The following is a 12,149-nucleotide window of genomic DNA, read 5'->3' as shown; positions in this document are numbered from 1 at the left end:
CCCCCGAACCTCCCGGAGGGCAAGGTCGGCAACGCCGCCACCGCGCTGTTGCCCATGGCCGGTGTCGTGAGTTCAGTCGTGCTGATGACGGTCATCCGTAACAGCCAGTTCGCCGCGATCGGTGCGATCGTGCTGGTCGTCGCCCTGCTCGGAGCGGTTGCGCTGTTCCTGTCCCAGCGCGGCAAGGCACAGCGCACCCGGCGCGTGCAGCGTGAGCGCTACCTGGAATACCTGGAGGAACTGCGCGAGGAATTGGGCACCGCCGAGCGGGAACGGCGGCAGGCGGCACGCGAGCTGAACCCGCCGCCCGAGGCCCTGTACGACCTCGTCCGGGACCCGGCCAGGCTGTGGGAGCGGCGGCGCCCGGACGCGGACTTCCTCTCGGTGCGGGCCGGCACCGGCGACGTACCGGCACATGAGCTGGTCATCGCGCAGAACAGCACCGGCGGTGTCCTCACTCCACCGGACCCGTTCATGCTGAACGAGGCCCGCGCCCTGCAGGGCCGCTTCGGTACGGCCACGGACTTCCCGCTCACCGTGCCGCTGGACCGGGCCGGTAACGTCAGCATCATCGGTGACCGGGACGGCGTCCTCCGGGTCGCCCGCGCGCTGCTGCTGCAGACCGCCGTGACGCACGCGCCGGACGACGTCGCCGTCGCCCTCGGCACCAGCGACGAGACGGAGTGGGCATGGGCCAAGTGGCTGCCCCACATTCTCGATCCACAGTCGTACGACGGCCCGGTCGCCGCCCGCCGTATCGCCCCCCACCTGGCCGAGCTGGCCCGGCTGTGCGCGCCCGACCTGCGGCAGCGTGCCGCCTACGCGGCCGAGGTACGCCGCGGACTGTCCGGCAGGGCCAAGGACACGCTGCGCCTGACCTCCCGCATGCTCGTGATCAGCGACTCGTACGGCGACACCGCGGCCGAACTCCCGCGGCCGGACTCGGCGATCGGGCTGCCGGAGATGGGTGTCACCGTGCTGCACCTGCTTCAGCAGCAGGTGCACGAGCCCGATCAGGTCACCGTGCGCATCACCGTCGACGGCGACCGGATCGTCATGGACGACCTGCGCGCCCCGAACACGCCCTCCGGCCACGGCACGGTCGACGCGGTGACCACCGCCGGAGCCGAGGGCGTCGCCCGCATGCTGGCCCCCCTGCGTCTGTCGGCCGAGTCGGCGGCCGAGGGTACACCCGTGTCCGGCCCGGTCGACTTCCCCGCGCTCCTGGGCATCGACGACCCGGCCGACCTCGACGTGCGCCGCCTGTGGGCGCCCCGAGGAGAGCGCGACTTCCTGCGCGTCCCCATCGGCCTCACCGACCGCCACGAGCCGGTGCTGCTGGACCTGAAGGAATCCTCGCAGCTGGGCATGGGCCCGCACGGCCTGTGCGTGGGCGCCACCGGCTCCGGCAAGAGCGAACTGCTGCGCACCCTCGTCCTCGCACTCGCCACCACCCACTCACCCGAGGACCTGGCCCTGGTCCTGGTGGACTACAAGGGCGGCGCGACCTTCGCCCCGTTCGCCCAGCTTCCTCATGTGGCCGGTGTGATCACCAACCTGGAGAACCAGGCCGGACTCGTCGAACGCGTCCACTCCAGCCTGGCCGGTGAGGTCAAGCGCCGCCAGCAGGTCCTCAAGGACGCCGGGGACATCGCCGACATCGGCCACTACGCCTCCCTGCGCGCCGCCGGCCGCCCCGACCTGGAACCCCTCCCGCACCTGTTCGTCGTCATCGACGAGTTCGGCGAACTCATCACCGCCAAACCGGACTTCATCGACCTGTTCTTGTCCATCGGCCGCATCGGCCGGTCCATCGGCGTCCATCTGCTGCTGTCCAGCCAGCGCATCGAGGGTGGCAAGCTCAAGGGCCTGGACACCTACCTCTCCTACCGGCTCGGCCTGCGCACCTTCTCCGCCGACGAGTCCCGCACCGTCCTCGACACCACCGACGCCTTCAACCTCCCGCCACTGCCGGGCTTCGGCTACCTCAAGGTCGACACTTCCACCTACGAGCGATTCAAGGCCGGATACGTCTCGGGTCCCTACCGCGGACCGGCCCAGCGCGACCAACGCGACGATGAGCCACTCGTCCGCCCCTACCCGACGTACAACACCCCTCAGGAGACCGAGGCGGTGGAGGAGCCCGTCGCCACCCAGCGGAAAACCGGCCCGACGGTCCTGTCCGTCATGGTCGGCCAACTCGCCGCGGCAGCACCGCCGGTGCGACGCATCTGGCTGCCCCCACTGCCCGACGCCACCACCCTCGACACGGCCGCAGGCCCACTCCAAGCCGGCACAGACGGAGTGCGACTCGCCCACACAGGCGGCCCGATGCGCGTCCCGCTCGGCATCTTGGACGACCCGGCCCGGCAGTGGCAGCAGCCGTGGCAGCTCGACCTGACCGTCTCCGGCGGGCACGCGGCCGTCATCGGAGGCCCGCAGTCCGGCAAGACCACCCTCCTGCGCACCCTCGCCCTCTCCCTGGCCCTCACACACACCCCGTTCGACGTCGCCGTCTACGGCCTCGACCTGGCGGGCGGCGGCCTGTCCGCCCTGTCCGGCCTGCCGCACGTCGGCGGCATCGCCTCCCGCGCCGACCACGAGCGGGCCGCCCGCACGGTCGCCGAGGTGCGCGGCATGCTGGCGATACGCGAGGAGCTGTTCCGCGAGCACGGCATCGACTCCGTCGACCAACTGCGCCACCTGCGGTCCAAGGGACGGCTGCCCGAACTGGCCGCCACCGACATCGTGCTGATCGTCGACGGCTTCGGTGCGCTGCGCGACGAGTTCGCCGACCTCGACGACGCGGTGGCCGACCTGCTCAAGCGCGGCGGCGGCTACGGCATCCACATCGTCGCCGGCATGCTGCGCTGGAACGATGTCCGCATCGCCACCCAGTCGATGTTCGGCACCCGCATCGAACTGCACCTCAACGACCCGGCCGACTCCTCCATCGACCGCAAACTGTCCGAGACTCTCGCCCCCGACACCCCCGGCCGCGTCCTGACCGACGGCAAGCTGTTCGCGCAGGTCGCGCTACCCCGCATCGACAACCGGCCGACGGCGGGCGACCTGGGCCCCGCGCTCGAACACGCCGCCCGCACCATCCGCGCCTCCTGGCACGGCGAACTCGCCCCGCCCGTACGGGTCCTGCCCACCCGCCTGTCCGCAGCCAAGCTCCCGGCACCGGCCGCCGAACCGGCGATGATTCCCGTGGGCGTCGACCAGGAGACCCTCGCGCCGGTCCTGGTCGACCTGTTCGGCACCGATCAGCACCTGCTGATCCTCGGCGACAACGAGTGCGGCAAGACGAACCTGCTGAAGCTCGTCGCCACTCAGCTCGTCCGGCGATACAGCGACAAGGAACTCGTCTTCGGCGTCTACGATCCCCGCCGCGGCCTGCGCGGCGTGGTCCCCGAGCCCTACCGCGGCGGGTACGCCCACAACGCCAAGCTCGCGGGCGCACTGTCCACCGGCATCGCCACAGAGCTGGAGAAGCGCCTGCCGGAGACGGCGGACCCCGACGCACCTGAGACCGGCGAGCCCGCCTTCACCGGGCCCCGCATCGTCATCCTGGTCGACGACTACGACATCCTCACCACGGCCGGCCAACAGCCCCTGGCACCCTTCCTGCCGTACGTCTCCTCCGCACAGGACATCGGCCTGCATTTCGTCATCGCCCGCCGCACCGCCGGCGCTTCCCGCGCACTCTACGAACCCCTCCTGACCACCCTGCGCGAAACCGGCACCACCGCGCTCGTCATGACCGGCGAGCGCACCGAAGGCCAGCTCTTCCCCGGCCTGTACGCGTCCCAGCAGCCGCCGGGCCGCGGCACACTCGTCCGCCGCGGACTCCCCCACCAGCTCGTCCAAACCGCCCTCGCAGATGAAGAAAGCCCGTGACCAAGGACGTCATCGCTCTCACCCCCAAGATGCCGGACCTGCCCACCCTGCTCGCGGGCCTCTACGCCGGCGGCCCCGACCTCGGCGTGAACACCACGGCCGACGGCGCCGTCGTCCAGCTGTGCGGCCCCGACGGCCGTCCCCTCGTCTCGGTGGAGGCCCCCATCCTCATCCAGGTCCCCGGCGAGACCACCCGGCTACTGGACCACGCGGTCGAGGACGGGCCGGTGTGGTGGACCGAGGCCCGTGCCTCAACCGCCGTCGCCGAAGCCGGACAACTCGCGGGTTCCTTCGCCGGACGCCTGGCCACCGTGCTRGGCGGGACGGTATGGCCGCCGGAGGCCGCCACCACCGACGTCGTCCCCCTCACCACCGACGTCTCGGCGATCCCRGCCCCCGCCACCACCGCCCCTGCCGTGGACGTCCTCACCGCCACGACCGCCGTGGTCATCCAGGACCGCCCCCTGATCGCCATGACCAGCTGGCTCTCCGACGCCCTGCGCACCGCGACCACCGCCGACCGCGCCCTGCAGATCGTCACCCCGCCCACCGCACGCCTCACCCTGCCCACCCGCACGGCTCTGCGCGGCCTGCCCAACCGCTGGGTCGTCCAGGATCGCGAGCACGGTTACTACGACGGCCTGTCCGGTGCCGTACTCCACTGGAGGAACGGCACCTTCACCCCCGTACGTGACGAGGACGGCACCGCCTCCGTGGCCGAGGCGTTCAAGACGTCCACCGAGACCGGTGAACGCCAGCTTCTCCTCACCCTGCGCACCCGACATCCCGCAGATGCAGACCTCGTCCTCGGCCGCGCCCTGGAGGCCGCCTTCCGGCACCTCACCGGCTCCGCACCAGCAGGCTGGAGCACCGCCGAGCCGGTCAATCTCCCCTGGTCCACCCGCCAGTTGACCGACCTGGCCCGCGCCCGCGCTCCCCGGCCCACCTGGCTCATCGCCGTCGGGCACCCCGACCGCGCCGCCCTCGCCACCGTCCGCGTACTGCGCACACCGGCCGGGATCGAGGAGGACATCACCCTCGCCATCGGCTACGGCGGAGATGAGAAACCGCCCCTGGACACCATCGAGGACCTCGCGACCGCACTCGCTGCCCAGCACGGCCTGGTCACCCTGCTCACGTCACTGCGCGCCGCCCGCCACGACCTCACTGTCCCCTCACGCCTCGAACCCCCGCCGGTCCCCGTCGCCTTCACGCTCGGACACGACCAGACCGAGCGGATCAGCCCGGCCCGCGCCGAGCATCCGCCTCAAGGCCCCACACCCGCGCGGCTCGGCCCCACGGCGCGGCCCGCCCTCCACTACTCCCTGGGTGACGGAACCGATGCCCAGGCCTGGACCACGTTCCACCACCTCATCCAGCATCTGAGGCAGACGTGACGGCCCGGCCAACCGAGTGAAAGACCGGTAAGGGCCTCCGGCACAGCTCAGAGGCCCTTACCAAGGCAAATCCGCTGGGAGCGGCAGACGAGTCGGGCTGTACGCCGGGTTCTGTTCCCGGAGTTCCTCGCGGAGCCCCGGGCGACGGCCATCCATCTAGGGCCGGCGTTGCCACCGGCCTCGTGCGGTCTACCCGCGGACTCGGGCGGGCAGCCCTCGAGCGTCCGCGCAGGAGCACCTTCGTGTCCCAGAAGGCGCTCCCTTTTGACCTTGCTCCGGGTGGGGTTTACCTAGCTGCCTGAGTCACCCCAGGCACTGGTGGTCTCTTACACCACCGTTTCACCCTTACCGAGGGCCGGAGCCCTCGGCGGTTTGCTTTCTGTGGCACTGTCCCGCGGGTCACCCCGGGTGGCCGTTAGCCACCACCCTGCCCTGTGGAGCCCGGACGTTCCTCGGGAAGCTCCCCGTCAGGGGGACTCCACGCGGCCGTCCGCCCGGCTCGTCTGCCGTGTCGACCATGGTACCGGGCGTGAGCGGGGCCGCGGACCGGCGGCGGTCGCCAGCACCGAACCTGCGAGGATCAGGGTGAAGGCCGCGATGACGCCCGGGGTCAGGCGCTCGTCGAGGAACAGTGCCCCCGCCGCCACCGCCACCGCCGGGTTGACGTACGTGATCACTGTCGCCCGGGTCGGGCCCGCCTCCTTGATCAGCTCCAGGAAGGCGACGAAGGCGATCGCCGTGCACAGCACTCCCAGTCCGGCCAGGGCGGCCAGGACCTCGGGGGCGGGGACCGAGGACGGCCAGGTGAGCGCGGCCGCCGGGGCGTAGACGAGCGCGGCCAGGGTCAGGCAGAACGCGGTGAGCTGGAGGGACGGGACCTCCTTCAGGCTCCGGGCGGCTATCAGGGGGGCCGTCGCGTAGCCGAGGACCGTCAGCAGGACCTCGCCGAGGGAGCGGGCGTCGCCGCCGGTGAGGTGCGGGATCGTGAGGACCGCCACGCCGCCCAGGCCCAGCGCGAGGCCGGTCACGCGGCGTACGCCGAGTCGTTCCGTGTCGCCGAAGAACCGGGCGAAGACCACGCCGACGATGGGGACCCCCGCGATCAGCAGGCCAGCCGTGGAGCTGGACAGGTGGCGTTCGGCGTCCGTCAGCGTCCACCAGGGGCCGATGATCTCGATGCACGCGAAGGCCAGGAGGGGGCGCCAGTGGGTGCGGACCGTGCGGGTCAGGCCGCCCTGGCGCAGGGCGAAGGGGAGGAGGATCGCGGCGCCCAGCGCGCAGCGCGTGAACACCACCATGGACGGGGACACAGCGTCCACCGCCACCTTGATCATCAGGTAGGGGACGCCCCAGACCACTCCCATCAGGGAGAACAGGAACCAGCCGCGTGCAGTCATACGGCGAGTCTCGGCCGCCTCACCCCGCCGCGTCTTGAACGCTGTTGCGGTACGCCGCCGGGGTCACGCCCAGCACCCGGCGGAACCAGCGGGTGAGGTGCGCCTGGTCGGCGAAGCCGACGAGTCCTGCGACCTCGGCGGGGCGCAGGCCGGTTTCCAGGAGGCCGCGGGCCCTGGCCACGCGGTGCTGGGCGAGCCAGGCGTAGGGCGGTACGCCCATCGCCGTGCGGAAGGCGCGCAGCAGCTGGTAGCGGGACAGGCCCAGGTCGGTGGCGAGGTCGGCCAGGGACGGGGGGTTCAGCAGTTCGTCGGCTAGGCGGTCGCGTACGGCCCTGGCGATGTGGTCGGCGCCGGGCACGGTGTCTTCGCTCGCCCGGGCCGTGGAGTGCCGGCGGGCCAGGGCCGTGAGCAGCCAGGGCAGCCGGGACTCGGCCTCCAGCGGGTCGGGGCAGGCGCTGATGTCGGTGTGGGCGGCGCGGAGGGCGGTGGCCAGTTCCGGGTCGTGCAGGACGGGGTCGCGGAAGTGCGGGGGGCCGCCGAGCGTGCCGTCGGTGAGGAGGGACGGCTCGGCGTACAGGGCCTGGTAGGCGTAGCCCTCGCAGGCGGCCGGACCGCCGGTGTGCATCTCTCCCGGTTCCAGGACGACGATCGAGCCGGGGTAGGAGTGGATCAGCCCGCCCCGGTAGGCGATGACCTCCGAGCCGCCGACCGTGACGCCGATGGTGAATTCCTGGTGGGCGTGCGGGGCGTAGACATGCTGGTCGAAGTGGGCGGTGAGCAGGTCGAGGGGCGGGCCATCGCGCCCCAACCGGGCCCTGGCCCAGCGGGCCTGTTCCCGTATCCGCCCCTGTTTGCTCACCTCGTACCCCCGCCTCACAGAGGATCAGAGGAAGTCGGTGGTGTCCAGGTCGAAGGCGAAGGGGGCCGGGAGGGTGATGGACTTGCCGAGGGGGCGCGTGCAGTGCTCGCGGTAGTCGTCCTTCTCGGGGTCGCTGAACAGCGTGACGGAGGAGGCTTCGCGGTCGACCAGCAGGTAGAGGGGGATGCCGCCTCGGGCGTAACACCGGCGTTTGGCCTCGCGATCGGCTTTTGGCCTGGTAGAGGTCACCTCGAGAACCATGGTGACGCCATCGCAGGGCATCCAGGAGCCGGCGCCCCGGTAGAGCCGGAGCTCCCTGGGCGCGAACGTGCCGTCAGGGATCACACGATCCTTCGGACAGTCGCCCCCCTTCCGCAAGATCAAGCCCTTGGTCCCAGCAAACTGCATCCTGGTCCGGGAACGCATGTGCACCTGTTCCACGATCAGTCCGATGTAGTCCTCGTGATCCCCGTCCGGCGGCGGCGTCACAACGATCTCCCCCTCGATCAGCTCGGCACGGAAACCCTCCGGGGTGTCCAGGGCGAGAAAGCCCTCCAGCAGGACCTCTTCCTGCGTGAGCGGCTCATGGGCAATGGCAGTCATGTCACGCCCCTCCTTCGGTCGCTCGCCAGACTGGGACATCGGAAGATCACCTGTCCGTGAGATCGGGAACCGTTCCCTCGATCGTGGCACAGGATCACGACCGCCGTCATAAGCCACAGCCGGTCCTTGACCTTGCCGCAACGTCAACGTCTCTACTGGTCCCATGCGGATCGGAGAACTCGCCGACGTCGTCGGTGTCACCACGCGGGCCGTGCGCCATTACCACCATGTCGGGCTGTTGCCCGAGCCGGAGCGGCGGGCGAACGGGTATCGGGAGTACGGGCTGCGGCACGCTGTCGTGCTGGCGCGGATCCGGCGGCTGACCGAGTTGGGGCTGGGGCTCGCCGAGGTACGAGACGTGCTGGCGGACGACGCGGGGAAGGACCTCGTCGAGGTGCTGACCGAGCTGGACGAGGATCTGGCACGGCAGGAGGAGGCCGTCCGGGAGCGGCGGGGGCGGTTGCGGGCGTTGCTGGAGGCTGAGGGCGGGCTGCCCGCCGAGGGGCCGGTGTCGCCCGAGCTGGCTGCCCTCTTCGCCGGGACCGCGCATCTCACGGACAGCCCCATGGCCGCCAAGGACCGCGAGATCATCGCCTTCCTGGAGACGGCCATGCCTGACGAGGCCCGCCAGCAGCTCGTGTCGTCGCTGGGTGAGGTGCTCGGCGCGCCCGAAGCCGTGGCCCGGGCCAACGACGCGTATGCCCGGCTCGACGCGCTCGCCGACGCCGGGCCGGACGATCCGCGCGTCGCCGAGGCCGCCCGGGCCCTCGCCGACTGCATCCCGCCGGGGATGTTCCCGGAGATCGGGGACCTCGACCAGGACAGCGGTGTCCTGCGCGCCTTCTACGAGGATTTGGCCCCGGCCCAGGCGGAGGCGATCCGCCGGACGCTGCACCTCCTCACCGAGGAGCGGCGATGAGGAGCACGCGTCTGCTGGTCCGGCACGAGGTGCGACTGCTCGTGAGTCTCGTGCTGTGGGTGGTGCGGCGGACYGACGGAACGAGGAGTGGGCGGGCTTTCGGGTACGCGGGCGGGCAAGGCGCGATGATGCTGGGGTTCGGGTTCGTGTGTCTCGTCGAGACCATCGCGATGTCCGTGCTGCTGCGCGACTGGCCGACCGCGCACGCCGTGCTTCTCTTCCTGGACGTGTACGGCATCGTCATCGTCGTCGCGCTGCACGCCTCGTCCGTCGTACGCCCGCACGTGCTGGATGTGGAAGGTGGCTCGCTGCGGATCCGCCGGTACGTCCATGTCGACCTGCGCGTGCCGCTGGAGCGGATCGCCTCGGTGCGGCGCGAGCTGCGGATGACGCACGAGCGGGCCGACGGCGAGCTCGACGTCGAGGTGGGGTCCCAGACCACCGTCACGCTCGAACTGACGGAACCGGTCACGCACGTCACGTTCTTCGGGCGTCGGAAGGAGGTACGGGTGGTCCGCTTCCACGCCGACGACGCCGACGGGCTCGTCCGCGCCCTCGGGCAGGCGCGCGTGTGAGGCCCCCGTACGCTGTCGGCGGAGTTCGATCGAAGGAGTGCCCGTGCTTGTCCTGCTGCCGCCGTCCGAAGGCAAGGCCCCCTCCGGCCGCGGTGCCCCGCTGAAGCCGGAGTCCCTGTCGCTGCCGGGGCTGACCGCCGCCCGCGAGGCCGTCCTCACCGAGCTGGTCGAGCTGTGCGCCGGCGACGAGGACAAGGCGCGCGAGGTGCTCGGGCTGAGCGTGGGGCTGCGGGGCGAGGTCGCGAAGAACGCGGAGCTGCGCACGGCGGGGGCCCGGCCGGCCGGGGAGATCTACACCGGGGTGCTGTACGACGCCCTCGGCCTGGCGTCCCTGGACGCCTCCGCCAAGCGGCGTGCCGCGCGGTCGTTGCTGGTCTTCTCCGGGCTGTGGGGAGCGGTCCGGGTGACGGACCGGATCCCGTCCTACCGGTGCTCGATGGGTGTGAAGCTGCCGGGTCTCGGTGCGCTGGGCGCGCACTGGCGTACGCCGATGGCGTCGGTGCTTCCCGAGGTGGCCGGGGACGGGCTGGTGCTGGATCTGCGGTCCGCCGCGTATGCCGCCGCGTGGAAGCCGAAGGGCGAGGTCGCCGGGCGGACGGCGTCCGTGCGGGTGCTGCACGCGCCGACCCGGAAGGTCGTCAGCCACTTCAACAAGGCGACGAAGGGACGGATCGTGCGCGGCCTGCTGACCGCCGGGGCCGCCCCGAAGGGTCCGGCCGAGCTGGTGGAGGTGCTGCGGGATCTCGGGTACGTCGTGGAGGCGGAGGCCCCCGTGAAGGCGGGACAGGCGTGGTCGCTGGATGTGCTGGTGAACGAGATCCACTGAGCATCATCCCGGCATTGAAATGAAGACATTGCAGCATACGCAATGAGCTTTGCGCATGCTGCTGAGTCGGCGGCAGGATACGGCCATGGCCTCTCCCCTGCCCGTCGCCTCCGTGCTGGACCTCGCGCCCGTCGTCCCCGTCGTCGTCATCGAGGACGCCGGTGACGCCGTACCGCTGGCGCGGGCGCTGGTCGCCGGTGGGCTGCCCGCGATCGAGGTGACGCTGCGGACGCCGGCGGCCGTGGAAGCGATCCGGGAGATCGCGGGGCAGGTGCCGGAGGCGGTGGTGGGTGCCGGGACGGTGATCAGCCCCGGGCAGGTCACGGAGGTGGTGGCCGCGGGCGCCCACTTCCTGGTCAGTCCCGGCTGGACGGACGTGCTGCTGGAGGCGATGCGGGGCTCCGGCGTGCCGTTCCTGCCGGGGGTGTCGACGACGTCCGAGGTCGTGGCGCTGCTGGAGCGCGGGGTGCGGGAGATGAAGTTCTTCCCGGCCGAGGCCGCGGGCGGTACGGCGTACCTGAGGTCACTGTCCGGACCGCTCCCCCAGGCCCGGTTCTGCCCCACGGGCGGCATCGGTCCGGCCTCCGCCGCGGACTATCTGGCCCTGCCCAACGTCGCCTGCGTGGGCGGGAGCTGGATGCTGCCGCAGGACGCGGTCACGGCCCGCGACTGGGGCCGCGTCGAGACACTGGCCCGCGAGGCGGCGGCGCTCAGCGCAGGTGTGACGTGTCGTTGAGGAGCCGGACGCTGGCGTTGCCGTCCGCGTAGTACGCGACGACCGACAGGGACGCGGCCGACAGCTCCATCCGGAACAGGGACTCCGGCGGGGCGCCGAGGGCGAGACGGACGAGCGTCTTGATCGGGGTGAYGTRCGTGACGAGCAGGACCGTGCGGCCCGCGTACGCCGCGACCAGCTTGTCGCGGGTGGCGGCGATCCGGGTGGCGGTCGCCGCGAAGCTCTCGCCGCCGCCGGTGGGTTCGGCGTCGGGGGAGGCCAGCCAGGCGTTCAGGTCGTCGGGGTGGCGCTCGCGCACCTCGGCGAAGGTGAGACCCTCCCAGGCGCCGAAGTCCGTCTCGCGCAGCCCGTCGTCGACGCTCACGTCGAGGCCGAGCCGGGCGGCGATGACACCGGCGGTCTCCCGGGTGCGGGCGAGGGGCGACGACACGATCGCCTGGATCGTGCCCCGCCGGGCGAGCAGGGCGGCGGCCCGCTCGGCCTGGTCCCGGCCGATGTCGGAGAGGGAGGGATCGGTGCCCCCACTACCGGAGAACCGCTTCTGCGGCGTCAACGGCGTCTCCCCGTGCCGCAACAGCACGAAGGTGGCGGGAGCGCCCATGTCGGCGGGAGCCCAGCCGGGGGTGGCAACGGCGTTGGCGGCACGGGCATCGGCGTCCGCCCCGGCGGCACGAGCATCCGCGCCCACCTCGGCCGCACGAACGTCGGAGTCCGCCCCGGCGGCACGAGCCTCGGAGGCCGCCTTCACCGAGTCGACGCCAGCCCCGGCATCGGGCCATGCCCCGCCCGGCGAGGCGACGGCCWTCGCGGCGCSGGCATCGGCATCCGCCCYCGCCCCGCGAACATCGGAGTCAGCCCCCGCGACACCAACATCGGCGTCCGCCTTCACCGAGTCGGCCTCAGCCCCCGCGTCGGACCATGCCCCGCCCGGCGT

General features: G+C 71.9%; 9 protein-coding genes, 1 other RNA gene and 1 pseudogene. 6 read left to right on the top strand and 5 right to left on the bottom strand.

The genetic code is table 11. The features are described 5' to 3' along the window. A partial coding sequence (eccCa, locus tag CA983_RS31650) for a type VII secretion protein EccCa (RefSeq protein ID WP_086604232.1) occupies nt 1-3,903 on the top strand: 3,903 nt, incomplete at its 5' end. Next, nucleotides 3,900-5,300 (top strand): DUF6177 family protein, encoded by a 1,401-nt coding sequence (locus CA983_RS31645; protein WP_086604231.1) that lies wholly within the window; start codon nt 3,900-3,902, stop codon nt 5,298-5,300. The genes eccCa and CA983_RS31645, both read left to right, overlap by 4 nt. 84 nt (nt 5,301-5,384) lie before the next feature. Here the strand turns inward: CA983_RS31645 and rnpB are convergent. From rnpB to CA983_RS31620, 4 genes and pseudogenes are all read right to left on the bottom strand, one after another. Continuing rightward, an RNA gene (gene rnpB / locus CA983_RS31640) (RNase P RNA component class A) lies at nt 5,385-5,802 on the bottom strand. Nucleotides 5,803-5,917: 115 nt separating this feature from the next. Beyond that, nucleotides 5,918-6,634 (bottom strand): annotated as a pseudogene (locus CA983_RS49700) (DMT family transporter); the annotation flags it as partial. Between the two features lie 82 nt (nt 6,635-6,716). After that, nucleotides 6,717-7,556 (bottom strand): AraC family transcriptional regulator, encoded by an 840-nt coding sequence (locus tag CA983_RS31625; RefSeq protein WP_208637083.1) that lies wholly within the window; start codon nt 7,554-7,556, stop codon nt 6,717-6,719. Nucleotides 7,557-7,580: 24 nt separating this feature from the next. After that, nucleotides 7,581-8,159: a Uma2 family endonuclease gene (locus CA983_RS31620; protein ID WP_086604229.1), complete on the bottom strand. Its 579-nt coding sequence runs from the start codon at nt 8,157-8,159 to the stop codon at nt 7,581-7,583. Between the two features lie 163 nt (nt 8,160-8,322). Here CA983_RS31620 and CA983_RS31615 point away from each other — a divergent pair, with 163 nt between their 5' ends. From CA983_RS31615 to CA983_RS31600, 4 genes are all read left to right on the top strand, one after another. Beyond that, entirely contained in the window at nt 8,323-9,078 is a 756-nt protein-coding gene (locus CA983_RS31615; RefSeq protein ID WP_086604228.1) for a MerR family transcriptional regulator, read from the top strand. Continuing rightward, a complete protein-coding gene (locus CA983_RS31610) occupies nt 9,075-9,653 on the top strand; it encodes a hypothetical protein (RefSeq protein WP_086604227.1) in 579 nt (192 codons plus the stop codon). Before CA983_RS31615 ends, CA983_RS31610 begins: the two co-directional genes overlap by 4 nt. 43 nt (nt 9,654-9,696) lie before the next feature. Then, nucleotides 9,697-10,479 (top strand): peroxide stress protein YaaA, encoded by a 783-nt coding sequence (yaaA, locus tag CA983_RS31605; RefSeq protein WP_086604226.1) that lies wholly within the window; start codon nt 9,697-9,699, stop codon nt 10,477-10,479. A gap of 85 nt (nt 10,480-10,564) precedes the next feature. Next, nucleotides 10,565-11,215, top strand: coding sequence for a bifunctional 4-hydroxy-2-oxoglutarate aldolase/2-dehydro-3-deoxy-phosphogluconate aldolase (locus CA983_RS31600; protein WP_086604233.1), 651 nt, complete (start codon nt 10,565-10,567; stop codon nt 11,213-11,215). Here the strand turns inward: CA983_RS31600 and CA983_RS31595 are convergent. Further along, nucleotides 11,190-12,149, bottom strand: a 960-nt coding sequence (locus CA983_RS31595; RefSeq protein ID WP_244207183.1) for a histidine phosphatase family protein, incomplete at its 5' end; no start/stop codon positions are given. The genes CA983_RS31600 and CA983_RS31595 overlap by 26 nt on opposite strands.

This window comes from Streptomyces swartbergensis, assembly GCF_002148965.1.
GTDB lineage: Bacteria > Actinomycetota > Actinomycetes > Streptomycetales > Streptomycetaceae > Streptomyces > Streptomyces swartbergensis.
Note: the sequence above shows the minus strand (reverse complement) of the source record. Positions and strands in the feature narration are given on the sequence as shown.